Genomic DNA, 23,719 nt, shown 5'->3' on the forward strand with positions numbered 1-23,719 from the left:
GCCCTGAGGCTCATGATGGTGGCGGCTGGGGCGGGTTCTCGGTAGGCGACGCCTCCCGAGCCCGCTGGCCAAGAGCCTGCTGCAAATCCGCACTTAGGCTGCTGAGAGGCACGGCCTCATACTGCGATACAGTTATGCACCGCCCCTCAATGCTCGCCATCACCACAGCGTTGGCAGAAGGTTGCTGACCTTGGTTCGTCAAGGCACTTGTTGAACTGCGGCGCTCCTCACCTGGGCTGACCTCTGTCCGTGTGGTGATGACGTACCAGACATTTCCGGTTCTAGCCGCTTCGGCCAGTAACCGTGCTCGTTGCTTTGCCTCGTTCAAAGCCTTGCGGCGCTCTTCAATTGACTCACCCCGTGTGAAGGCGAGATTGGGCGGCGTATCTCCGCTCTCACCATAGGGATGGATGAAGTTCAACGTCATCCGCAAGCTGTCGACCTTGACCTCCGTGACGGGAAGCGCAGCGGCTTCTTTTCGCCCCTGGACGAACTCGCGGACGGCCACATCGCACGACCGGAACTCGTCCGGCTCCTGCGCCGCCTGCTGAGGCGCCGGCCGTTCCTGAGCAGAAGTATTACGTTTCCGGGATGTTGCGCCCTCGGCTACAGCGGAGAGAGCAAGAACACATGCGACAGCTAACGAAAAAACTCGCACCATGGCTCCTTCCTCCTGAGATCAGGAAGAATGTCGCCAACCCGGCCAACGGCCAAGCTGCTTGGTTGTAACGAGTCCCCAGCCGAGATGGCCACAGTCGAAAAAATAACGCTCAGGCTGGTTCTTAGTTGCTCAGCGGTCGAAGAGGCCGGTTCGCCCTGCCTTCCTGGATCCTTCACCCTGTCAGACGAGCACCCATGCAGTCTGCTCTGGATGATACATTCTCTTACCCGCAGCCGCCTGGACAACGACGCAGCTATGTCTCTGAGATAGTGCCGAAGGCAAGCACCAGCTACACTGCCCAATGGCGGAAATGACCTGTGGGGCTTCCAATGACGTGCGAAGATCTGGTTGCGCAATGCTTCATTGATGAACTCGCTCCGCTGGCGGTTCCTGAGTTGAACCGTGAGCGAACCTTGAGTTACTTGGAGTGCTGCTATCGGCAGGGTCTGTCGTGGGAAGATGCCAAGCAGCAGATCCAAGCCTTTCTTCAGCAGAGAGGCGTTCCTCACCAGGGAATTGTGCGGCAACTGCAGCTTGCCAAGCCGCTGCTTCAGCCGTGGCTGGACTAATGCCGAGCGAATCTCATAGCCCCTTCAACAGCTGCGCCGCTGCAAAGACGAGTTACGCGTCGAGCATCTCCTCTGCAGTACCATGACATGGCCATCATCGCTCGTAGGTTGCTCGGAGCATCCCCTTCGGTGCGGGCGGCCGCATTTGAGATGAGGAGTCAGCGCTCGTCCTTATGCTTCAGCGCTCGGATCGCAGCAGCAAGCTCCCGCGATAAGAGACTTCTCGTCACCAGATAATCCGGGCCAAGAAGGATGCTATAGCGCGTCCGGCCCCCTAGGTGCACCGCCTCGCATAGCTCCGCAGCTCTCTCCAAGGCATCGTTCTCGGCCTCCTGAATGACGGAGGCGATCCTGGCAAAGCCCTTATCTGTTAGCCGCCAGGATGGCCCAGTCCCGTCGCCTTCAACCAAGTCAATATAGATATGGATCGTCTCACGCAGGCTCTCAGCACGCTCTTGTGGTGTCATGAATGCCATCTCGACCTCCCAAGAGTTTGTGTCGTTGCGCCTATCGCTCAGCAACTTTCATGATTCAGGCTATCCGTGCTGCATTGAGACACTGATGGTGTAAGCAGAGGCACCGCCTTCTTCAAGCACCTCGTACCCGACCGATCGATCTGATCTGTCGAATATACCGGCAATCTCGGCCGGCAGCTTCGCCATGATGTCGGATCGTTTCTTGCGTGAACGCCGACGGATTAGCGCTTTCGGGCTACCCCAACTTCAAACTTGCGAATGACATTGCCTTTCGAGCAAATGGCCGCGGCCGAAGAACGATGCGGATTTATGATCGGGCGGCGCGAACCTGCGCCATGGGGGATTTTCGGCACACATCATTGATTGCCTTCAAAGCCGCAAGGAGGGGCTTGTGATGGAAGCCGAAATCGAATTCGTTGCGCGTGCTCTCTATACTGCCGAGGATGATGCGCAGGTTTGGGATCGTGAACCTGATATCGTCAAAGACCAGTTTCGTCTCTATGCACAAACAGCATTAGAATTGCTTGCAGAGCATCGCAACCGGAAGATGCCCCAAGCGGAGATCTGTATTTTTCCCTATGCCGCATAGGGCGGATCGGCTGTCTCGCCCCCCGGCACCTTATCGTGCTTTGCCGCAGAAGGACTCGTTAAGACAATCGGGGCCTTACGAGGATAACCACAGAATGCTTCAAACGCGAACGCCCGCGGCCGAGTGACCGCGGGCGCTTTTGCTTCAATACAAGTTCGCGAAGAGTGAAGCCGATCAGCCTCGACGCTCGATGACCGTCACGATCCGGCGGGAGCTCGGCTCCACGATCACGATCTGATCGCGCACGACCACATACTTACACTCAGGCAAGCCGGTCAGGATGCGCTCGACGGTGTCGGGGCAGTCATACAAGGTCGTCACGGTGGTCGGAATGGTCGAGCCGACGCTGACGGTGAAGTTTACGTTCGTGAGCGGCTGCACATTCACGCTACGGAACGAATCGGTGATCTGGGTACGCTGCTCGGAGGTGACGTTGACGCTCGTGGAACCGGTCGACGTCGTGCTGCCTGTCGTGTTGGGAGCGGTGCCGCCCGATCGGCCCGCAGCGTTACCGGTCGTCCCGCTCGGAGCACCAGAGGCTGTGCCGGCCGGGTTTCCGCGGGTTTCACCGGATGTGCCGGACGAAGCGCTACCCGAAGGGGCCTTCGTGTCGCCGGAGACCGAGCCAGCCGCCGATCCGCTCGTGGAGCCGGATGCGGAGCCCGCGCCCCCCATGCTGGATCCGGATGAAGAACCCGACGAGCCGCCGGGTGTCATGATTGTGGAACCGCCTGAAGCCCCGCCTGCGGCACCACCGGACGCGCCGCCACTCGCACCACCGCTGGTCTGAGCCATGGCCGCCACGCTCAGGGAAAGAGCCGCTGCAGCCACCGTAGCCATCAAAGTTGTACGCATCGAAAGATCTCCCATGAATAGAGGGCCCAAGCAAGCCCTCAGCAATGCGTATCCAACGAGATGTTCCAGGCAGGGTTCCGCCACTCTCTTTAGAGTTATAAAGCGTACAGCTCTCGTTCATCTTCATGAACAACTTTAACTGCAACGCTGACTTACTTTGTGGCAAAAATAGACATCGCCTGCAAAGGTTAAGCTACGATGTCCAGGAAATAACCTTGACGCGATCACGTGTGATCGGAGGTCAGCAGATTTTGCGATGTGAGCGGTGTGAAGGCCGCAACGACCTTCTCATAAACCGGCCGTTTGAATGGAATGATCAACTCAGGGAGCCGATGCATCTCCTCCCAGCGCCATTCGTCAAATTCGGGCCTGTGGCCGCCACCGCCGGGCTGATGGATGTTGATCTCGCTCTCGTCGCCCTCGAAGCGAAAGGCAAACCATTTCTGGTTCTGCCCGCGATAGCGCCCGCGCCAGGCGCGGCCCGCAACCATGGAGGGAAGATCATAGGCATACCATTCCGGAGCCTCGGCCAAGAGGCTCACCGAGCGGACGCTGGTTTCCTCGTAGAGTTCGCGCAAGGCGGCCTGGTAGGGCTCCTCACCGGGATCGATGCCGCCCTGCGGCATCTGCCAGGAATAGCCATCGGCGGCCGCATCGGCCTCGGACCGGCGCCGGCCGATAAACACCAAGCCGTTTTTGTTGATCAACATCACGCCGACACAGGAGCGATAAGGCAGATCCTTTCTGGCCTGAGATCCTCTTGCGCTCCTCATACGACACTCACTCCCTCGATGATGGACCCACGGTGCGGCCGGTTCTTGATTATTGCCGACGCTGACGCATGGTTCCAAAGCAGGGAAAGAGAGTGCCGTTTCAACAGCCTTCGCACAAGCCTTTCGCGATAGCTGTGGACGCCTGAATCAGAAAAGGGCCTGACGGATGCATCCGTCAGGCCCTTTTGCAGCATTGTTTCTCGGCCAAAAGGACGAGCCGCGATCAGTTGGGAGTCGCAGTCGTGTTGGCTGCGCCCTTGCGAACGCCGTGCAGCAGGTCATAAGCGGCAGTGAGCTGCTTGTCCTTGGTCGGATCCGGCGGAACGTAAGCGGAGGAACCGCCGCGCTCTTCCTTTTCGCCGCCATTCTGCAGGTGACCGCGCAGACCGGCCTCGCCCTTGGTCTCGTCCTTACCCTTCAGCTCATCGGGGATGTCCTGCAACACCTCGATGTCCGGATCGATGCCCTTGGCTTGGATCGAACGGCCAGACGGGGTGTAGTAGCGCGCTGTCGTCAAACGCACGGCCCCGTTGCCGCCGAGCGGAATGATGGTCTGCACAGAGCCCTTGCCGAAGGAGCGGGTCCCGAGCACCGTCGCGCGCTTGTGATCCTGCAGGGCGCCGGCCACGATTTCCGAGGCCGAAGCCGAGCCGCCATTCACGAGCACCACCAGCGGCTTGCCCTTGGTCAGGTCGCCCGTCTTGGCGCTGAAGCGCTGCGTATCCTCGGCGTTGCGGCTGCGGGTCGAGACGATCTCGCCGCGGTCGAGGAAGGCATCGGAGACCATGATCGCCTGATCGAGCAGGCCGCCTGGATTGTTGCGCAGGTCGATGACGAAGCCGGTCAGCTTGTCAGCGCCGATATCGGACGTGAGCTTATCGATACCCGCACGCAGTCCCTCGAAAGTCTGCTCGTTGAACTGCGTGACGCGCAGAACACCGATGTCGCCCTCGACGCGGGCGCGAACCGGACGGACCTTGATGGTCTCGCGGGTCAGCTTCACCACCACCGGATCCTTGGCTTCCTTGCGCTGGATCTTGAGGGTGACGGAGGAATTGACCGGGCCGCGCATCTTGTCGACGGCCTGATTCAGGTTGAGGCCCTGGACAGGCTCGTCGTTGATGTGGGTGATGACGTCGTTGGCCAGGATGCCGGCCCTGGAGGCGGGCGTCTCGTCAATCGGCGTCACGACCTTCACGAGGCCATCTTCCATGGTGACCTCGATGCCGAGGCCGCCGAACTCGCCGCGGGTCTGCACCTGCATGTCGCGGAAGCTTTTGGCGTCCATGTAGCTCGAATGCGGATCGAGCGAAGTCAGCATGCCGTTGATGGCCGACTCGACGAGCTTCGACTCTTCAGGCTTCTCTACGTAATCCGTGCGGACCTTTTCGAAAACGTCTCCGAAAAGGCTCAGCTGGCGGTACGTGTCAGCCGAGGCGGCAACCGCGCTCATGCCCGACAGGAGGCTGGTCTGCGACACCATGGTCGCGCTGCCTGCGCCGATCGCCGCACCGAGAATCAAAAGGGATAGTTTGCGCATTATCCGCGAACCTTTTCGCTTTGCGATTTTGCCCACCAGGGACCTGGGTCAATTGAACCGCCGTCTTTCCTGAACTCAACATAGAGGACGGGATTGTTCTTTTCTATGGCGGCGCCGATCAAACTCATGAGAGGAGCTTCTCCCATGGTTGCAACGGGTTCGCCTGCGAGCACGAACTGCCCGACATCGACATTGATGTGGTCCATACCGGCCAGAAGAATATAGTATCCCCCACCCGCATTGATGATCAAGAGTCGACCATAGGACCGAAAGGGCCCTGCAAAGGCGACCCAACCGTCCGCCGGTGATACCACAGTCGCTTTCTGCCGCGTCGTGATCGAAATGCCACGCGTCGTTCCGCCGTACCCATCGGGGGCGCCGAATTCCAGGGTCGTATCGCCGCTGACCGGCCGCGGCAGAAGTCCACGCGCCTCGGTAAAGGGGACCTTCGGAGCCAACCGGGCCGGATCCCGGAAGGCCAGCTGGGCGAATTTCTCCCGGGTTTCGCGTTCCTGCGCCTCGGCGGCCTTGCGAGCCTCCTCCGCAGCGCGTTGAGCGCCCGCAATCTCCGTTTCCATGCGGTCGATCAGTTCTTTCAGCGTTCCTGCCCGCTGGGCAAGCTCCTCCGCCTTCTGCCTCTCGGTACCGACATTGCGCTCAACCTCGGCAATGCGGCTCTGTCGAGCCTCCATCAGGGCTGCGAGGCGCACCTGCTCCCGATTGAGGGCCGTCAATTCCCCATTGAGGGTCGCGCGATCCTTGGTGATGGCTTCCTTCAGGCGCACCAATTCGGCAAGGTCGCCGGCCAGGATCTCGACCTCGTTCCGCAACTCCGGCAGAACCGCGCCCAGCATGATCGAGGCACGGACGGCTTCGAGCATGTCCTCAGGCCTCACCAGCACGGCGGGGGGCGGACGGCGACCCATGCGCTGCAGGGCCGCGAAAACCTCGACGATGACGCCGCGGCGGCTCTGAAGAGAGCGGCGAATGGCCGCTTCGCTGGAGCCGAGGGTCTGGAGCCTCTGTTCCAGACCCCGGATGCGGTCCTCGGTGCCGCGGACCCGCTCGGCCGTGTCGATCAGGGCGGCATTGAGCTTGGCCCGGTCGGCCTTGATCTCCTCGACCTCGGTCTCGAGGCGTCTGCGCGCCTCGGCATTGGCCGTAATGGCCTCTTCCAGCACCTTCAGATCCTGCTCGCGTCGGGCTTTTTCCTCGACCGTTTCGCTTTGTGCAGGCTGTGCCGTAGGTGCGGCAGGCTGCTGCTGGGCCCCGGCGGGGCTCAGACTGGCAGCAACCATCCATGCGGCAAAGCCGAGGGCCTTGCGGGGAGTTAAGGGTTTGAAGCGGATCATCCGTCAGGAATCATCGTGGCCGGCGCGATGATAAGGGTGACCGGCTATGATTGTCAGGGCCCTATAGAGCTGCTCAGCCACGAGCGCCCGTACGATCTGGTGCGGCATAGTGAGCGCCCCGAAGGAAACGACGAGGTCGGCACGCTGCCTCAGCTTGGGATCCAGCCCGTCGGGCCCGCCGATCACACAGGCGATCCCGGACCGCCCCTCGTCGCGCCACTGTCTGATCCGCTCGGAAAAAGCTTCGCTGGATGGGCTCTTGCCGCGCTCGTCGAAGATGATCAGAACAGACGAGCCGGCCTTCTCCAGAAGGGCCGCAGCCTCTTCCGCGCGCCGGTCGTCCTCCCGGCGCGCCCGGCTCTCGGGCAATTCGACGATGTCGAGCCCGGCCAGACCTAAAGCCCGGCCCATGCCTTCGACCCGCTGCCTATAGCGTTCGACCAGCTCCCGCTCGGGGCCGCTTTTGAGACGGCCCACGGCCAGCAAGCTCAGTCGCACGATAAAAGCCTTGGTTAGCTGGCGCGGTCCTGCGGACGGTCGGCGCCCCACATCTTCTCAAGGTTGTAGAAGCCACGAACCTCGGGACGAAAAACGTGGATCAGCACGTCGCCGGCATCGATCAGCACCCAGTCGCAGGCAGGCAGGCCTTCGACGCGCGCATTCCCGAACCCCTTGTCCTTGAGGTCCTTGATCACGCGGTCGGCGATTGCGCCTACATGGCGATCGGAGCGGCCCGATGTCACGATCATGGTGTCGGCAAGCGAGGTTTTTCCAGCCAGGTCGATCTCGACCGTGTTTTCGGCCTTCATGTCCTCGAGGGAAGCCAGGGCGGCAGCCCGGATGTCCTCACTTAGCGGAGCCTCCGCTCCGGAGGGAGGAGGAAGCGGATGCTTGTCCGCTTCGACGGAAGATAGTCGGTTCAGGTTCAGACCCTTTCTCAACAGCACTCGATGGTGCCGACCCTTAAGATAATGCGGGAAGGCCCCATTTTTCAATGTCTCCCGGTGGGAGAAGTTCGTCTCATTTGGCGCAGCTTGGTGGATGACAGATGGGAGCGCGGCCCGTGCAGGAAGACCCAGGCTGGAGGTTCAAGCCCCGGCAAGGCAAGGGCTTCGTTCTCGCTGATCCGGCTCGCCGACAGCGCCGTGGCGCTTCTTGAATGGATCGCTTTCAGGGTCCAGCCGGGCCGGTCGATCACGGCCATCGGCATCATCCGGGCGATGCGCCGCCAGCCGCGCCAGCGGTGGAAGCTCGCCAGATTATCCGCCCCCATGATCCAGACGAAACGAACGCCCGGATAACGCCGCTTGAGATAGGTCAGAGTATCCACCGTGTAGCGGGCCCCGATTTCCTCCTCGAAGGCAGTCACATCGATCCGGGGATCGTCGGAGACTTGTTCTGCCTCTTCCACGCGCCTCGCGGTCGTCACCAGCTCGCCGGTGTCCTTCAAGGGGTTCCCCGGCGTGACGATCCACCAGACCCGGTCGAGCCCAAGGCGCTTCAAGGCCATGAGGCTCACATGGCGATGGCCGGCATGGGCCGGATTGAAGGACCCGCCATAAAGCCCGATCCGCATGCCGGGGGCGGCCCGCGGCAGGCGGGTCAGGCCGGAGGGCCTGATGCGGAAGCGGGAAGAGCCAGGCTTCACGGACGCGTCTGGCCCGAGCCGCGGATGCGGTACTTGAACGAGGTCAGCTGCTCCACCCCGACCGGTCCGCGGGCATGCATGCGCCCCGTGGCGATGCCGATCTCGGCGCCGAACCCGAACTCGCCGCCATCGGCGAACTGGGTCGAGGCGTTGTGGAGGACGATGGCAGAGTCGACCTCGGCCAGGAAGCGCTCGGCAGCCGCTTCATCATTTGTGACGATGGAATCGGTGTGGTGCGAGCCAAAAGCCTCGATATGCGCGATCGCGGCATCGAGGCCGTCGACGACCCGGGCCGATATGATGGCGTCGAGATATTCGGTGCGCCAATCCTCTTCCGTGGCCGGCGTAACGCGAGCGTCAACCGCCTGCACGGCCTCATCTCCGCGCACGACGCAACCTGCATCGAGCAGCATGGAGATCAGTGGCTTGAGATGCGTCTCGGCGCAGGCTCGGTCGACCAGCAAGGTCTCTGCCGCACCGCAGACGCCAGTGCGGCGCATCTTGGCGTTCAGCACGATCGCTTTCGCCATCTCCAGATCGGCCGCACCATGCACATAGACATGATTGAGCCCTTCGAGATGCGCGAAGACAGGCACCCTCGCCTCCTCCTGTACGCGTGCGACGAGGCTCTTGCCACCGCGCGGCACGATCACATCGAGATTGCCCTCAAGACCTGAGAGCATGGCGCCCACGGCAGCCCGGTCGCGGGTCGGTACGAGGCGGATCGCATCGCCGGGCAGGCCCGCCTGCTCCAAGCCTTCGCTCATCGCCTCCGCGATGGCAAGCGACGTACGGAAGCTCTCGGACCCCGTACGCAGAATCGCCGCATTGCCAGCCTTGAGACACAAGGCACCGGCATCGGCCGTGACGTTCGGGCGACTCTCGAAGATCACGCCGATCACGCCAAGCGGCGTCGCCACGCGTTCGATCTGCAACCCGTTGGGACGCTCGAACCGCGCCAGCAGACGCCCGACCGGATCGGGCAGAGCCGCGATGCTCTCCACGGCTGCCGCGATGTCTTCCAGTCGTTCAGGATTGAGCGTCAGACGATCGATGAAAGCGGAACTCTGCCCCTTGGCCTTCGCCTCGGCGAGATCCTCGGCATTGGCACTCAGGATCGCGTCCTTATTGGCACGGATGCTGGATGACATGGCACGCAGGGCTGCGTTCTTCTCCTCGGCGCTCGCCAGCGCCACCCGCCGCGCCGCACCGCGTGCGCGGCGGCCGAGATCGGCCATCAGTGCTTCGATATCGCCGCCTTCGATCACCTTGAGAGCGTCCATCAATCTGCTTCCTCACGCTCCGGCGCGCGCTTCATTGTTCGTGGTCACGATGGCCAAGGCCATGTCATCCCGATGAATCATCTCGGAGCGTCCCGGATAACCGAGCACCGCTTCGATCTCGCGGCTAGGACGACCGATGATGCGGGAGGCTTCTTCCGCATCGTAGGCCACGAGTCCCCGACCCAGAACGCGCTGCCCATCACTGATTGCCACCGCATCGCCCCGGGCAAAGGAGCCCTCGATCCGGCGCACGCCCACCGGCAACAGACTGGCGCCACCCTGGAGCGCGCGTGCCGCGCCCTCGTCCACGTAGAGCGTGCCGCGCGGCTCCAGCGCACCGGCAATCCAGGTCTTGCGCGCTGTCGCGGGATTGGACGGCGTGAGGAACCAGGTACAGCGCCCGCCTTCGGCAACGCGTTTCAGCGGATTCTTTGTGCGGCCATCGGCGATGATCATATGCGTGCCGCCGGCGGTGGCGATCTTGCCTGCCTCGACCTTCGTGCGCATGCCGCCGCGCGACAGCTCGGAGGCAGCGCCTCCCGCCATGGCCTCGATGGCCGGCGTGATGCGCTCGACCACCGGAATGTGCTCGGCATTCGGATCCGATGCGGGTGGCGCCGTGTAAAGCCCGTCGATATCGGAGAACAGCACCAGCAGATCGGCGCCGATCATGGTGGCGACACGCGCAGCCAGTCGATCGTTGTCGCCGTAGCGGATCTCGGAGGTTGCGACCGTGTCGTTCTCGTTGACGACAGGCACGGCGCGCATCTCGAGCAGCTTCAACGTCGTCGCGCGTGCGTTGAGATAGCGCCGGCGCTCCTCCGTGTCGGAGAGCGTCACGAGGATCTGTCCTGCCGTGATGCCATGATGCGCCAGCACTTCCGACCAGGTACGCGCAAGCGCGATCTGGCCCACGGCCGCCGCCGCCTGACTTTCCTCTAACCGCAGAGGTCCTGATGGAAGGCCCAGCACGGTACGCCCCATGGCAATCGCACCGGAGGAAACAACGAGAACGTCGGCGCCTTTCGCATGAAGATCGGCGATATCCTCGGCGAGCGCCGCGAGCCAAGCATGGTTCAGCCGGCCGCGGGCCCGATCGACCAGCAGCGCGGAGCCGACTTTCAAAACAATGCGGCGGAATTGACTGACTTCGGGGCTCACGGATGCCACTCTTCCTGGGGCTGGGCAGGCTCTTCCTCGGCCTTGGCCTCATCGATCACGGTCAGGAGCGCCTGCAGCACCTCCTGCACGCCTTGGCCCGACGCGGAGGAGACCACGTAAGGCGTCCGCTTGCAGGCTTTTTTCAGCTTCTTCAGCTGCTCCTTGAGCGTGTCCTCGTCCAAGGCATCGGCCTTGGAGAGAGCCACGATCTCGGGCTTGTCGGCGAGCCCATGGCCATAGGCCTCGATCTCGTGGCGGACGGTCTTGTACGCCTCGCCTGCGTCCTCGCTCGTGCCCTCGACAAGATGCAGCAGCACGCGGCAGCGTTCCACATGGCTCAGGAATTTGTCGCCGAGGCCCACGCCCTCGGAGGCGCCCTCGATCAGGCCCGGAATATCGGCGAGAACGAATTCGCGGCCATAGGCACGTACGACACCAAGGCCTGGATGAAGCGTGGTGAAGGGATAATCGGCGATCTTCGGCTTCGCCGCCGTGACGGTGGCGAGAAAGGTGGACTTACCCGCGTTAGGGAGCCCGACGAGGCCGGCATCCGCGATCAGCTTGAGGCGCAGGATGAGCGTCTGCTCCTGCCCCTCCTGGCCCGGATTGGCCCGGCGCGGAGCGCGGTTGGTCGAGGTGGTGAAATAGGCATTGCCGAAGCCACCATTGCCGCCTTTCGCCAGCAGCACCTTCTGACCCACATGGGTCATGTCCGCAATGACGGTCTCGCCGTCCTCTTCGAGAATCTCGGTGCCGGCCGGCACCTTGAGAACCACATCGGCGCCTTTGGCGCCGTGCCGGTTCTTGCCCATGCCGTGGCCGCCGGTCTTGGCCTTGAAATGCTGCTGATAGCGATAATCGATGAGGGTGTTCAGCCCCTCGACGCATTCCGCCCACACATCGCCGCCGCGGCCGCCATCGCCACCGTCCGGTCCGCCGAACTCGATGAACTTTTCACGGCGGAACGACACGGCGCCGCCGCCGCCATTGCCGGAGCGAATATAGATCTTGGCTTGGTCGAGAAATTTCATAACCCGGATCCTTTACGGGACTGGAGCATTTTTCGCAAAAGCCGATCAGGCCCTGCGGTTAAAAAATGCCCCCGTCCGCGGTCGTGGTGCGGGAGCAACGCAGACAAAAGGGAAGCGCTCCCGAGATTTCGGAAGCGCTTCCTATTTTCAGCTTGCGAGGGACATCTCGCGGTCCACCTCGACCTCGACGCAGACGGGCTCACGCACGAGGCCGGTATGGCTCCAGCTCTTCAGGCTCTCCCAGGCCCGCCGGTCGAGGCGGAAATGGTCGGCAGGATAGAGACCGCCCCGGGCCGGCAGCTCGACGAGGCCCGCGCCCTGATAGGCAAAGCCGCACTTCTCCAGCACCCGCCGGGAGGCCGGGTTGATGACCCGAGCCGAGGCGGTGAGCTCGTCCTTCTCGCCATAGGCGAAGAAGGCATCGATCAGCGCGCGAGCCGCCTCGGTGGCGTAGCCCTTGCCCCAATAGGGCGTGCCGAGCCAGTAGCCGAGGCTGGGCTTGCCCGTCTCGGGATCGGGGCCGATGCCGACCATGCCGATCAGGTTGTTAGGCTTGCCCTTGGGCGTGATGGCGAGCTGCAGACCCTGGCCGTCCGCATTGGACCGCCGGGACATGAAGATAAATCGCTCGGCATCGTCCGGATGATATGGATGCGGAATTCGAGCCGTCATCTCCGCGACCGATTTCTCACCGGCAAGGCGTACGATGGCTTGGGCATCCGCGAGACGGGCCCAGCGCAGCCACAGGCCGCGGATCTCGAGGCGGAAAACATCGTCACGGGTGAGGTCGGGAAACATCGTCTTGCTCCGATCCGTTGGGCCCTCCTTGGGCCCGAGAAATGACGAAGGGGAGGTGGACATCCCACCTCCCCTGTCAGTTTCGGATTGGAGCTTGGCTTTTTAGGGCCTGTTTGGAGCTCTTAACCCGCCGGGTCGGTGTGATGCCGGCAGGAGCTCCTTCGTTTCGCTCTTGCCGTTTACTCTGCGGCCTCTTGGGCCGGTACGACCGATACAAAGGCTCGGCCTTGACGCGTAAGGAATCGGACTCGGCCATTGGCCGTGGCAAAGAGGGTGTGATCTTTGCCCATGCCGACATTGGCGCCGGCATGCCATTTCGTGCCGCGCTGACGAATAATGATGTTGCCGGCGACGACCTGCTGATCGCCGAATTTCTTGACGCCCAGACGACGGCCGTCGGAATCGCGACCGTTGCGAGACGAACCGCCTGCTTTTTTGTGAGCCATGGGTTACTCCCGTGTTCCTGTCAGTTGCCGAACGCTTATTCAGCGGTGGCCGGCGCAGCCTCGTCAGCCGCAGCCTTGGTGGTCTTCTTGGCCGCAGCCTTCTTGGGCTTTTCGCCACCGGCGAGGATCTCGGTGATCCGCACCACGGTGTAGTCCTGGCGATGCCCGCGCTTGCGGCGCGAATTCTGGCGACGGCGCTTCTTGAAGGAGATGACCTTCTCGCCGCGGGTGTGTTCCACCACCTCGCCCGCCACGGTCACGCCCTCGACGAGGGGGGCGCCCACCTGGGTCGAACCGTCGTTCGTGACCATGAGAACCTGGTCGAACGTGACGGCGGTGCCAGGCTCGCCTGCGAGCGTGGCGACGGTGATGACGTCGTTGGCGGCAACGCGATACTGCTTGCCGCCGGTCTTGATCACTGCGAACATCTTAATCCTCGTGTTCAAACCCAATTCTCAGCGGGGGAAAGCCCCCACCGGATTGGCTTTTTGGCAGTTTCCGGCTTCGGTTCACGGCAGTCTGAAACTGCCGCATGGATATGAGCAGACACTCATATCCGCTCATAGAGGAGGCCTATCTACGGACGGAGCCTGTCCTTGTCAATCAAAAACCTTGCTTTTGGCGCTTGAAGACCCGCCAAGCCCATGATATCCACCCGGCCTCAACCAGCGGGCCTCAAGGCCTTCGCACCCCGGAGAGGTGGCAGAGTGGTTGAATGCACCGCACTCGAAATGCGGCATACGGGCAACCGTATCGGGAGTTCGAATCTCCCCCTCTCCGCCATTATTTGTCTTTAAGCACCTGAAATCATGGGCAAATATGGAAGGCGCCGCAAACCTTCCCCACCTTCTTCCCCACTTTAGCCGCTAACTTGGCTGTCGAGCGTCACTTATCATCTTTTCAGCGATGCGCCGTCCTGCTGTGCTTTAGGTCGGCTCAACCAATTCAGCCAAACCAGCATGATAAGCATGGAATTCAAAGACTTGGCCTAAAGTTCTCCTGACCCAGAGAACAGGGACAACGCTTATGAGCTCGCAAAGCACCACAGCCGGAATTATCCGCCATCGAGCCGAGGATGACCTCTTCCACTATGACAGGTCGAGGGCTCCCAACCTCACAGAGTGCGAGACAGGCCTATCAAGAGCCCAGTAGTACAGGCTCGCTTTGGGAATCGAAATCTCTTTGCCAAAGCCTTGTCTAACAATGCACAGAGTTCGGCTCAACATCCCGGCATGTGCGCCTAGAAGCACGTTACTGGCGTAGCTTTTGGAGCCCTGCTGTCCGGCGCAGAGCCACAGAACGGTACCAAATCCACTGGACAATCTAGCAACCTTTAACTATTCGCCCTCCACTGCCCGCGCCGCATATTCTCAACAACAAACATCCCAGGCCTGCCGTGTCACGAGAATTTCGAGTCGATGTTCAAGCTTTAAGGGGCATTGCGGTCCTACTGGTTGTGATTTATCACGCCAATCTCGGACTGTTTCCTGCAGGTTACCTAGGCGTCGATATTTTCTTCGTTATCTCAGGCTTCTTGATTACTGGGCTTATTAAGTATCAGCTTGAACAAGGGCGATTCAGCTTTCGGGACTTTTATTACCGCCGAGCCAAGCGCCTGCTGCCAGCGGCATATATCGTCATCGCTCTGACCACCATTGCGGCCCCTTTCTTTCTGTCGGACCTCGGCCTCCAAGAGTTCAAATACCAAGTTCTCGGCGCAATCACCTTCACCGGCAATATCGCTCTCTGGCTACAATCCGATTACTTCGCGCAGGCCGCCGAAACCAAGCCGCTCCTCCACGTTTGGTCGCTAGCGATTGAAGAGCAGTACTACTTGGTGCTGCCAGCGTTCCTGCTTCTGACGCCGTCACGGCTCTGGCTTCGTGGTGTGAGCTTGCTTCTTGTCATCAGCTTGGCCCTCTGCCTTTATCTTGCGTCCCGAGAGCCATCGGCTGCGTTCTATCTTCTGCCAACCCGGTTTTGGGAGATGGCGATTGGCTCAGTGGGAGCTCTGCTTCCGAGCTATTATCTGCTTCGGTTAAGCTTCTCATGGCTGCGCTTACCAGCACTGGCAGTTCTCCTAATTACACCAGCTTCGCCGGTTGGCGGTGCTCATCCCGGCACTGACGCCGTTCTCGTGTGTTTGGCGACGCTTGCCCTTCTTCTGGCCCATACCAAGGACAACATCGTCGTTTGGAGCCTAGCCAAGGTTGGCGACGTTTCTTACTCCCTTTATCTGATCCACTGGCCTGTTTTGGTGTATGTACGGGCCGCTTGGCTGACGGAGCCCCCAGCGATAGCCATCTACGGCACTCTTGCGTTCTCACTTGGAGCAAGTTGGGCGCTCTATCGATTGGTGGAGGAGCCCTTCCGGGACGGCTCATTCAGTTCTCGCAAGCGTTTGACATCCGGCTTGGTTGCAACATCAGTCATTTTAGGCTTGGCCCCATTGATTGTTATCGCAGCAACAGCAAGCAACATTGATTTCAAAAGGGTCCGCAGATCCAACCTCGGCCTGGGAAATGCATGTGCATTTAAGCCAGGGTACCCTCCCAAGGATATTCCACCCACCTGCAAGACAGCTGACAAGCCGCAGCTATTGGTTTGGGGCGACTCCTATGCCATGGCTATTGTTCCTGGCATAGCCAAGACAGTAGGAGACTATGGGGTTGCGCAACTCACAATGAGCGCATGCGGCCCGGCTATCGGAGCGGCGCCATTTGAGAAACGGGCGACCCCGAGATATCCACGAAGCTTCGCGGAGAACTGCATTCGCTTTAACGAGGGCGTTCTTGACATCCTCAAAAGGCAACCGGAAATCAAGATAGTTGCCATTTCGAGCCCGTTCTATCCGTCCCTTGCAAGCAACAACTTGATGCTTGTGCAGTATGGAGGCTCATTCACGGAAGCGAAAACCTCCACTGATTTAGCCGTCCGGGGAATAAAGACGCTTGTTGAAGCTGTACGAGCTGCAGGCAAGAAGGTCGTTGTCGTCGGCCCTATGCCAAATCTCGCGGTCGATATTGGCGAATGTCTTGAGCGGAAGGCCCAAGGACGATTGATTCTCGGGAAGTTCAAAGATTGCCAGATCCCGGCGTCCGAAGTGCGCAAGCTCCGAGCGCCGGTCCTCCAGATGCTTAGTCAGGTATCTGCCGAGGCTAACGTTGAGGTTATTTCTCCATACGACTTCCTGTGTAACGAAACAATTTGCAGGACAGAGTTGAATGGTAAGCCCCTTTACCGAGACGAGGGGCACCTATCTTACGAGGGTTCAGAAGTTTTCTTTCAGCTCACTGGATTGACTGAGAAACTCATCAGAGCTGCCCGATAGATGTCCCCCGGGTAGGTCACCTGACAGTCAACTATCACAAGACCGGCGTTCTGTTCTACGATACCGATGGTTCCAGCAATGGGCAGGCTGTCGAGTCTGCCCAGATGAAGAAGGGCCTCGCACTCTTCGACAAGAATATCCTCGTCATCTACGCTCGTGCTGGAGTGCCTAGGCTGAGAGCTCGGGCACTCCTCACCTTTCTTCTATAGCCGCTTCATCAGTCGCGCCGCCGCCTGAACGAGCTGCGCATCTAGCATCTCCTCCGCCGCATCATAGCGGGCGACCCACCGCTCATAGGTCGCCCAGCGCATTCCCTTAGGCTTGGGTGGCAGGTCCCATTCATCCGGATCCTCGTCGCCGAGCAGCGCCGCTTTTACCTTCGACTTCGTGCGCCATGCCCGCCTGATGGGGTCAAGGAACTGAGAGGCATAGGCCGCCCTGCGGCCCCAGGCATGCCGACTGGCGAAAGACATGGCCCCGAGAGGCCGATATAACACCCGCACGCGCCTCCCGGTTCTTGGGCAGATGACGTACCATTGCAGTCCGCCGAAATGTCTCGGCTCCGACACGAGAGAAAAGAACTGCTGCCGTCCTTGGAAGGACAAATCCAGCAAACCACCATAGTCCGACAGTTTGAAAAGAGCCATGATAGTCTCGCCCGAGCCATAGGTGAGCACGCATTGGATATGGCTGCCGGGTTTGCCAGCGCCACCAGGAATGAGTTTGGCGAGTTCCAGCTTGGGGCCGCTCTCCAGGGTGAGGCGTTGCCGGTCACGAGGCATGACGACGCCCCTTCAGCTGCAGCGTCACCACGACTCCTGACGGCTCATCCGCTCCATCCACCCCAGACCCCATCTGGTAGATTATATGTGTACCTGTGGTGACACCGCTAATGGGCTCCAAACGGCGCTTGCGGTCACGTGAGAGGGACAGTTCCCGGCAATTTTCTTTCGTGGCGGCGATTACTGTCCCTGTAGTGACACCGGCTGCCCCTCTGGTGGGACCGGCTATAAATTTCGGCTGGTCAGGATGCCAGCCCGTGAACCGCTTGGAGGCCGGTTCGCCTGAACGGTCGCAGGCATGGAGCGTCAGACGATACTCGGCTGCATGGGGTGTCTTGCGGTCGAAATGGCCTCGGGAGCACAGGTCGACAAAGCCCTTCTGTGTCAACTCGGCGAATGCTCGTGCCGCCGTGTTCTTGGAGCATCGCACCCGTTCGGCAGCATCTCGGACCGAGAAGGCAATACGACCATTGTTGCTACCGTTGTAAATGGCAGCCAGTTCAATGAAGACGCTACGCGCTACTGGAGAGAGCGAGCGTCAGGCAGGTGATTGCAGCATCCAATATGGAAGAGACACGAAGCGCTCTGTTGTGCTTCGGCCCTTGGTGTTGTGACGTTTGGACATGAGGTGTCACGCAGCGGACTATCGAGAGGAGATCATCATGACGAAGTCGTTGTCGATCCTGGCACTTCCGTTGGGCTTCCTGTTTGTCGGCCCGACCCTGGCGCAGTCGCCCGCCATGTGCGTCGTCGCAGGCAATCATCCCATCATGGGGGCCAACATGGAGGCTGCCTTCGACGTCCAGGCCGGGCAGGGATGCATGTCCGACCTCCGCCCTCAAGGCTCGCTCGCCAGCTCCGAGGTCAGCCAGCGGCCACAGCATGGCACCTTGAAGATGGTCGACAAGGACACCTGGACCTATGAGCCCACCGCGGGCTACCGCGGCCCCGATGCCTTTGCGATCACCGCGAAAGGGCAGAGCATCGACCAGAAGCCTGGAACCTCCGTGTACAGCTACAAGGTCAACGTCAAGTAGCGGCGAATGCTGCGCGGCCCACTCGTGCGGATCCGATGGTAGGCGCCGAGGTCGCAGGCTCTCGGGGTCTACCGCCTTGTCACACGCTCGCATCGATGACGAAGGGTTGGTGTGGGGAGGCCTACGAAAGCCGACAATACCAAAGGGAGTTTTTGCCATGCTCAGCAAGCAATTCGCCTATCTTATCCTGATGACCGGTAGCCTCTGCGCGACAGGAAGCGGAGCAATCGCGCAGGACGCGGACGGCAGGTCGCAAATGCCCCTTACGAAGGCCATCGGTCGAGTCACGCCCACGGGTCCAGTTCCATCGCTTGCCGTCATCAACTCGGCGGGCGCAAAACTCGAGGGCAATAAGCTGACCTTGACCGGTGTGTCGGCGAACTCGATCGTGTTCGCCGATCAGCCCGTGCGGGCGGCAGGTCACGTGGTCACCGAGCAGTTCATCATGCAGTGGGACGAGGGCAAGGACAACTTCGCCAAGGATCCGCACAACGCCACCGTGTCCGTTCTGAGTGGTGATGGCTCGAAGGTCAGCGACGCCGTGGTGACGCTGAAATCGCCGAAGCTCGAGGGAGGCAATCTTACCTTCGATGTTACGGTGCTGGAAGGCAATTTGAACGGAGTGAGCGGACCTGCGGCGCTGTTCATCGACCACTTTGGCGCCTTCGGCGGCGGGTTCCGCGCCGGTGGCTTCGATGCCGCGCGCTTTGGCGGATACCGCGGCGCGTGGGCTGGTGGCCGCTATTGGCATGCCCCCGTCTATCGTGGTGCCTGGTATGGGGCGGGCGCCACGGCGGCCGGCATTGCCGCCGGGACCGCCATGGGAGCGGCCGAGGCGGCGAACCCCGGCCTTGGATACGGCGACGACGGCCAGTGCGGCTATTATCCCTATGGGCCGTGCTACTGAACGGGGTGTGTTCCGAGGTGCGTGAATCGCCGCGCGTGTGCGGGAGGCCGTCTCGCCCATCCAAACCATTGACCGTCGAGGCCTGGAAACATGAACGCTGGCGGAAAGCCAAGGATCGGCCTTGCTGCGTTGTTCGCCTCCCCAATGGCATACCGTGCGTCGGCGATCGTTCAGCAGCAGAAGCCCAGCATCCTCGTCATCATGGCTCGCTTCCGGCAAGGTGCCGGCGGTGCAATTGGCGCAACGCCACCGTTGTTGCAGTCGGCGCCCTGGACAGCGGCAGGGATGACCAAGTCAGGCACGCGGATGGCTCATCCGGTCAAGCAGGGTTGATGGGATCACGTATCAATTGGCCTGAACCACGAGGCTCGCCAAGGTCACCCGCCCATCGGAGGTGTAGTGATTGACGTGCTCCGTGGCGAGGCATTGGCCGGCCTGATACACTTTCAATTCCGCGATCGACCCGATGTTCTCCAGCGCGGCAATGATAAAGTCGCGCTCGACATTCGTGTCCGCGTCCGTGGCATGGGTGATTTGAAATGAGAGGCGGGTCAAGGATAGGCCCGTATCTCTCGTGCCCGCCCCGACCCAGAGAACGCGTTCGTCATCGGCTGGACGTTCGGTGTTGAGCCAGAAGCTTGTGGATCCACCTGTCCATGTGGTCTCGGCTCGAACGAGGCTCAAGGACCAGAATCGGATGTGATGGCGTTTCCGGGGGCTGTTGTCGATCGCCTTCTGAAACCCGATGTCTTGGCCGCGCCCGAACAGATAGAGCGTGCTGAACGGGGCGGTCGGATAGGGCGAGTTGAACATGAAGGCCCGGACCATGCCCCAGGAACTACCCAGGCCCAGGCGGTCGGCCTCCGACCAGCCAAGAGCTGCAAAGGCTGCACGAAGCTGTGCGAGGGTGCCCACCAGCGCCACGTTGACGGGATCTCTCGGCAGTCCGTCGCCTGTGGCCGTGAAGCTGGGTACCCGTTTCCGATGGAGAAGCTTGAGGCCCATGCGAATGACCCGCGGGAGAATGACATAGGCGCCGATTGCATAAGTGAGGCCCACGGCCAGGATCCATGGCAGCCTTCGGTCGGCGGTTTCAAAGACCACGAAGACGATCAGCCAGACGGAGAAGATCCCCAGCCCAAGGATGACGAGGCGTTGCAAGAGGCGGTTCAGCAATCGCACGAGCCCAGCTCCGTCACGATCAACGGCAATGATCAGCACCCGTTGCAGATACCTTTCTTGACTTCCTGATCGATGCGTTTGGCCCTTTGGTCCATTTGTTGGATGGCCTTCGCATCGTTGGCCGAGAATTCCTTGTCCGGCGATGGCACGGTGTTGCTGTCGAGCATCCGGTCAATCGCCGGTCCGGACGGGACTTGGATCTCTCCCGAGGGCGTAAAGGGTTGATTGCCTTGCTGCGCCAGAGCAGGACCTGTGGCAATCAACACACCGAGTGTGACGAGGCAAAGAGAACGGCGCATCGAGATATCTCCCGAATGAGGATGCCAGCCCCGTCCTGGACCGCTGTCGGCCGTGAGTCCAAGCCCCAAGGCAGGATATACCTCTCGGCCGCCAGAGCCACCTAGGGAAACCCTGGAACTGCCAAAGGCAGACCCTGAAACCTCAGGAGTGGAATCTACCTGTTGCCTTGGACAGGCATGCTTGCCACGGCTTGCTCAAGTGTCCGGCCGGGAACCGGGAGCGGGATGCCCAAAACGGCGGATGTGCCCTCCAGACAGATCGTTTGCCGAACTGCCCGAGGCGGCCCGCAGGTATGACGCTGAGCCGGGTGTTTCTGGAGGGCCGTCTCCGTCGCAAGGACTGGAAAGGACTGAAACGGGGTCAGACTCTGATATTCAATACTCTCCACTCTCCGGGAACGTCCGGCGTCGCATGCTGAAGCAGACGTCCGGTCTTCTTCCGAGATATGCAGTTGTCTCTGGGCCATGCTCCTCTGCAACAGCAGCGCCAGGTTCCACCAACGGCTACGGCTGGGCTCTCGCTCCTAAATCCTCCAGCACCTCTAAGAGTGCCTCCGGATGCACCCTCACGGGTCCCGCGAACGGATGGTTGATGGCGATGATCACGAGCAGCCCCGAGAAGATCAGGAAAGATAGGATGCCGGTCATCATGGCCTGAACGCGCAGGTTCTCGGTGCCGAAGAACAGCGTGAAGCCGACCGTCACAAAGGCACCACCGACGAGCACGAACCAGAGCACCCCGGGAACCGCGCCGGAGGCCAGGATGAGCCGTGTGCGGCGGGCCTCGGTCAGGAGATCAAGCTGGCGGAGCGCCTCATCCAAGAGAGCCGTCCCGCGGCCGTCGCCCGGGGTGAAGGTCAGCAGCGCCGCGTAGGTGGTGTCGAGGGCACGGGTGACCGCGTGGCTTGACTCACTCCGCGCCATCGCAGGCCAGTCCTCCGTGACGGCGGCCCTGACGTAGCGGGTCAAGCTGTCGCGGAGAGCCTCGCCAGGACCCTCTCCAATCCCGTTGGCCAGGCGGTAGAGGGTTGCTGCCGCGCCAGCCTCCTGGGCCGCGGCATGCTCTGCTTCGCTGAACTTCTCCCAGACGATGATGACGGCAAAGGCCAGCAGCACTGCATAAAGCACGCCGACAGTCGCAAAGGTGAAGCCGGCCACCTCATTGTTGATCCGGAGCCGCTCTGAGGGCACGCGCCTGCGAACGAAGATGGGGGCGGCCATGGCCAGCAGGGTGGCCAGGCCAATGAGAAGGGCGCCCGACAGCCAGAGGGGTTGGGTGTCCAGGAGGATCATGTGTCGCCCTGCTCCGATCCCGTCCCGCGGACCGACGGGAGTAACAGGAAAGCCTGGCTGCTTTCCTGTCTTCCAGTTTAACAGCGATAACCGCCTACGTCTGTATCACCGCTGAGGGTTGAGCCAGGAGGATCTCCTGCCCTTCAGGAGCGTCCGGTATTCCCTGCCAGAGCTGACATTCGGCTTGCTTCCGAGAAGTGCCATTAGGAAACATTCAGGTACATGAGCAGAAATTTCGTAGAAGGCCGTTTTGGGACAAGCGCTGGGACGATGCGCCCTCACCGGCGTTGTCTTTGGTGATGGCGCCACCAACGAGGTGGCGGTGTTCGCGTGCGAAGGGGGCTGCAGCCTGCTCAGCGCCAGGTCAGTCACAAGGCCTTTGGGCGCTATATCGTGCAGATGGTCGGCGCCGCCTCGCGCATTGCGGTCGAACGCTTTGAAGAGGCGCGCAACGGCCGTCCCGGTATCCGCCAATTGATGCGGAACTACGGCGAGGTCCTCCTGGCACAGACGTTCCAAACCGTCTCCTGCAATGCCGTTCATCTGGTCGAGGCGCGCTGCTGCCGCTAGATCCTTAGCATGCATGACCGTGCCGATCAGGACGCCTTATCCCTCACGCACGTGTTTCTCGCTGAGATACTCGGTGTGCAACGCTCCACCGCCAGTGTGGTCACCCACCTTCCAGACGGCGGGGCTGATCCGGCAGAGCCGCGGCGGCATCAGCGTGACTGATCGAGAGGGCCTGAGGAGACGGCCTGCGAGTACTATGACCGGATCCGACGCATCTACGAGCGCCTGCTGCCCGGCACATATCCAGCAGCCCCATCCCGGTAAAGAAAGTCAGGCGAGGCTTTGGTCTCAGCGCCGAATCTCAATCTACTTGCGAGGTGGTACAAGCAGCATTCTCATGAGATGCATCCATGATCGGTGGCCCACAGCAACAGGGCTTGTCGTTTCATGAGGTTAGAGCATTGCGAACGGGCTCTGCCAGTCGATACCGCACCCCATCGCGAGAAGCACGGTGTTGATCCATGTGGCGCGCTTGCTCGCGGCAAGCCACGACCTCTTCATTCCATGGTCCTCTTGGCTTTGACCAAGAGGGATCGTGAGGAGAACTTGGTGCGACGCGTCGGTGATCTCCAATTGCCAGCCTTCCCGATCATCACCCGCGAACATACCGTCATCCCGGATTGCCTGAATGGCTTGCCGCGATTCCGCTTCAGCCGCTTCGAGGCTGCGAGCTTCGAAGCCCGTGTCATCTGGAATTGCACCGGATGGTCCGACAAGATGGAAATAGAAGCGCATGCTTGCCCTCAACGGGGTCATGGAGAGGCCGAGGCCCCTTTGGTCGAGATGCGTATGCGGCAACTCAGGCGTCAGTTGCAGCAATTGTTCGTGATGCTTTGTGGCGAATTCTGGTTGATGCTTGGGGGAATTTTAGATCTGTCCCACGAGGCTCTTACAGAATGGGACCGCAATCGATCAATTCCTTGCGTGACCACGACAAGCACGCGAATGAGCTATACCCCGTCCTGGGGGCAGCATAGGGCCAGGAACGCGTTCAAAGAACGGCTGCATAGGTAGCCAAGGCGATCGGCGCTGTCACGAAAATAGCAGCCGTCACCATCCTTTCGAGGCGATCGATTTCATTTTCAACATCTCTGATTTTCGTATGAATTTCGGAATCGTGTGCATTCATCAATCTG

27 protein-coding genes and 1 tRNA gene are annotated in these 23,719 nt (G+C 61.0%); 6 read left to right on the forward strand and 22 right to left on the reverse strand.

What is annotated here, in order from left to right; translation table 11 throughout:
• Window positions 1-10: 10 nt before the first annotated feature.
• Entirely contained in the window at window positions 11-661 is a 651-nt protein-coding gene (locus JO965_RS22960) for a hypothetical protein (protein WP_203441265.1), read from the reverse strand.
• A 727-nt stretch (window positions 662-1,388) separates the two neighbouring features.
• The gene (locus JO965_RS22965; RefSeq protein WP_203441266.1) at window positions 1,389-1,706 is read right to left on the reverse strand and encodes a hypothetical protein; all 318 of its coding nucleotides are present in this window, start codon (window positions 1,704-1,706) and stop codon (window positions 1,389-1,391) included.
• Window positions 1,707-2,100: 394 nt separating this feature from the next.
• On the opposite strand from JO965_RS22965, the gene JO965_RS22970 reads away from it, so the two are divergent.
• A complete protein-coding gene (locus JO965_RS22970; protein WP_203441267.1) occupies window positions 2,101-2,295 on the forward strand; it encodes a hypothetical protein in 195 nt (64 codons plus the stop codon).
• Window positions 2,296-2,469: 174 nt separating this feature from the next.
• Here JO965_RS22970 and JO965_RS22975 read toward each other — a convergent pair whose 3' ends face one another.
• The 13 genes from JO965_RS22975 to rplU form a co-directional block, all read right to left on the reverse strand.
• Complete coding sequence (locus JO965_RS22975) at window positions 2,470-3,150, reverse strand: DUF1236 domain-containing protein (protein WP_203441268.1); 681 nt, start codon at window positions 3,148-3,150, stop codon at window positions 2,470-2,472.
• Between the two features lie 224 nt (window positions 3,151-3,374).
• The gene (locus JO965_RS22980) at window positions 3,375-3,923 is read right to left on the reverse strand and encodes an RNA pyrophosphohydrolase (RefSeq protein WP_203441269.1); all 549 of its coding nucleotides are present in this window, start codon (window positions 3,921-3,923) and stop codon (window positions 3,375-3,377) included.
• Window positions 3,924-4,146: 223 nt separating this feature from the next.
• Complete coding sequence (locus tag JO965_RS22985) at window positions 4,147-5,463, reverse strand: S41 family peptidase (RefSeq protein ID WP_203441270.1); 1,317 nt, start codon at window positions 5,461-5,463, stop codon at window positions 4,147-4,149.
• Window positions 5,463-6,815: a murein hydrolase activator EnvC gene (locus tag JO965_RS22990; RefSeq protein WP_203441271.1), complete on the reverse strand. Its 1,353-nt coding sequence runs from the start codon at window positions 6,813-6,815 to the stop codon at window positions 5,463-5,465. The genes JO965_RS22985 and JO965_RS22990 overlap by 1 nt, the downstream gene beginning before the upstream one ends.
• Window positions 6,816-6,818: 3 nt before the next feature.
• Window positions 6,819-7,313, reverse strand: a complete 495-nt coding sequence (gene rlmH / locus JO965_RS22995) for a 23S rRNA (pseudouridine(1915)-N(3))-methyltransferase RlmH (protein ID WP_203441272.1) — start codon at window positions 7,311-7,313, stop codon at window positions 6,819-6,821.
• A gap of 14 nt (window positions 7,314-7,327) precedes the next feature.
• Window positions 7,328-7,657 carry a ribosome silencing factor gene (gene rsfS / locus JO965_RS23000; protein WP_371826897.1) on the reverse strand — a complete coding sequence of 110 codons (330 nt, stop codon included), beginning with the start codon at window positions 7,655-7,657 and terminating at the stop codon, window positions 7,328-7,330.
• A gap of 149 nt (window positions 7,658-7,806) precedes the next feature.
• Window positions 7,807-8,463 (reverse strand): nicotinate-nucleotide adenylyltransferase, encoded by a 657-nt coding sequence (locus JO965_RS23005; protein ID WP_203441274.1) that lies wholly within the window; start codon window positions 8,461-8,463, stop codon window positions 7,807-7,809.
• Window positions 8,460-9,746, reverse strand: coding sequence for a glutamate-5-semialdehyde dehydrogenase (locus tag JO965_RS23010; protein WP_203441275.1), 1,287 nt, complete (start codon window positions 9,744-9,746; stop codon window positions 8,460-8,462). Before JO965_RS23010 ends, JO965_RS23005 begins: the two co-directional genes overlap by 4 nt.
• 12 nt (window positions 9,747-9,758) lie before the next feature.
• Window positions 9,759-10,907, reverse strand: a complete 1,149-nt coding sequence (gene proB / locus JO965_RS23015) for a glutamate 5-kinase (protein ID WP_203441276.1) — start codon at window positions 10,905-10,907, stop codon at window positions 9,759-9,761.
• A complete protein-coding gene (obgE, locus tag JO965_RS23020) occupies window positions 10,904-11,938 on the reverse strand; it encodes a GTPase ObgE (RefSeq protein ID WP_203441277.1) in 1,035 nt (344 codons plus the stop codon). The genes proB and obgE overlap by 4 nt, the downstream gene beginning before the upstream one ends.
• A 147-nt stretch (window positions 11,939-12,085) precedes the next feature.
• On the reverse strand, window positions 12,086-12,736 hold the full coding sequence (locus JO965_RS23025; protein WP_203444322.1) for a GNAT family N-acetyltransferase: 651 nt from the start codon (window positions 12,734-12,736) through the stop codon (window positions 12,086-12,088).
• Window positions 12,737-12,915: 179 nt separating this feature from the next.
• Entirely contained in the window at window positions 12,916-13,182 is a 267-nt protein-coding gene (gene rpmA, locus JO965_RS23030) for a 50S ribosomal protein L27 (protein ID WP_203441278.1), read from the reverse strand.
• 35 nt (window positions 13,183-13,217) lie between these two features.
• On the reverse strand, window positions 13,218-13,610 hold the full coding sequence (gene rplU / locus JO965_RS23035) for a 50S ribosomal protein L21 (protein WP_203441279.1): 393 nt from the start codon (window positions 13,608-13,610) through the stop codon (window positions 13,218-13,220).
• 265 nt (window positions 13,611-13,875) lie between these two features.
• On the opposite strand from rplU, the gene JO965_RS23040 reads away from it, so the two are divergent.
• Together JO965_RS23040 and JO965_RS23045 are read left to right on the forward strand one after the other, a co-directional pair.
• Window positions 13,876-13,965 (forward strand) — tRNA-Ser (locus JO965_RS23040).
• A gap of 613 nt (window positions 13,966-14,578) precedes the next feature.
• Window positions 14,579-16,513 (forward strand): acyltransferase family protein, encoded by a 1,935-nt coding sequence (locus JO965_RS23045; protein ID WP_203441280.1) that lies wholly within the window; start codon window positions 14,579-14,581, stop codon window positions 16,511-16,513.
• A 203-nt stretch (window positions 16,514-16,716) separates the two neighbouring features.
• On the opposite strand, the gene JO965_RS23050 is transcribed toward JO965_RS23045, so the two are convergent.
• Complete coding sequence (locus tag JO965_RS23050; RefSeq protein WP_203441281.1) at window positions 16,717-17,295, reverse strand: hypothetical protein; 579 nt, start codon at window positions 17,293-17,295, stop codon at window positions 16,717-16,719.
• Window positions 17,285-17,683, reverse strand: a complete 399-nt coding sequence (locus JO965_RS23055) for a hypothetical protein (RefSeq protein ID WP_246776656.1) — start codon at window positions 17,681-17,683, stop codon at window positions 17,285-17,287. The genes JO965_RS23050 and JO965_RS23055 overlap by 11 nt, the downstream gene beginning before the upstream one ends.
• A gap of 274 nt (window positions 17,684-17,957) precedes the next feature.
• Between JO965_RS23055 and JO965_RS23060 the strand changes: the two genes are divergently transcribed.
• A complete protein-coding gene (locus JO965_RS23060) occupies window positions 17,958-18,332 on the forward strand; it encodes an Ig-like domain-containing protein (RefSeq protein WP_203441282.1) in 375 nt (124 codons plus the stop codon).
• Between the two features lie 157 nt (window positions 18,333-18,489).
• A complete protein-coding gene (locus tag JO965_RS23065) occupies window positions 18,490-19,239 on the forward strand; it encodes a hypothetical protein (protein WP_203441283.1) in 750 nt (249 codons plus the stop codon).
• A 345-nt stretch (window positions 19,240-19,584) separates the two neighbouring features.
• Here JO965_RS23065 and JO965_RS23070 read toward each other — a convergent pair whose 3' ends face one another.
• From JO965_RS23070 to JO965_RS23080, 3 genes are all read right to left on the reverse strand, one after another.
• Complete coding sequence (locus JO965_RS23070) at window positions 19,585-20,421, reverse strand: LssY C-terminal domain-containing protein (protein WP_203441284.1); 837 nt, start codon at window positions 20,419-20,421, stop codon at window positions 19,585-19,587.
• 32 nt (window positions 20,422-20,453) lie between these two features.
• A complete protein-coding gene (locus tag JO965_RS23075; RefSeq protein WP_203441285.1) occupies window positions 20,454-20,720 on the reverse strand; it encodes a hypothetical protein in 267 nt (88 codons plus the stop codon).
• A 504-nt stretch (window positions 20,721-21,224) separates the two neighbouring features.
• Window positions 21,225-22,013 carry a DUF4239 domain-containing protein gene (locus tag JO965_RS23080; protein WP_203441286.1) on the reverse strand — a complete coding sequence of 263 codons (789 nt, stop codon included), beginning with the start codon at window positions 22,011-22,013 and terminating at the stop codon, window positions 21,225-21,227.
• Between the two features lie 330 nt (window positions 22,014-22,343).
• On the opposite strand from JO965_RS23080, the gene JO965_RS23085 reads away from it, so the two are divergent.
• Complete coding sequence (locus tag JO965_RS23085; protein WP_203441287.1) at window positions 22,344-22,583, forward strand: hypothetical protein; 240 nt, start codon at window positions 22,344-22,346, stop codon at window positions 22,581-22,583.
• Window positions 22,584-22,976: 393 nt separating this feature from the next.
• Here the strand turns inward: JO965_RS23085 and JO965_RS23090 are convergent, their stop codons facing one another.
• Window positions 22,977-23,318, reverse strand: coding sequence for a hypothetical protein (locus tag JO965_RS23090; protein ID WP_203441288.1), 342 nt, complete (start codon window positions 23,316-23,318; stop codon window positions 22,977-22,979).
• Window positions 23,319-23,574: 256 nt separating this feature from the next.
• Window positions 23,575-23,712 (reverse strand): hypothetical protein, encoded by a 138-nt coding sequence (locus tag JO965_RS23095; RefSeq protein ID WP_203441289.1) that lies wholly within the window; start codon window positions 23,710-23,712, stop codon window positions 23,575-23,577.
• Window positions 23,713-23,719: the final 7 nt, after the last annotated feature.

The sequence above is a fragment of the Microvirga sp. VF16 genome (assembly GCF_016864375.1).
GTDB lineage: Bacteria > Pseudomonadota > Alphaproteobacteria > Rhizobiales > Beijerinckiaceae > Microvirga.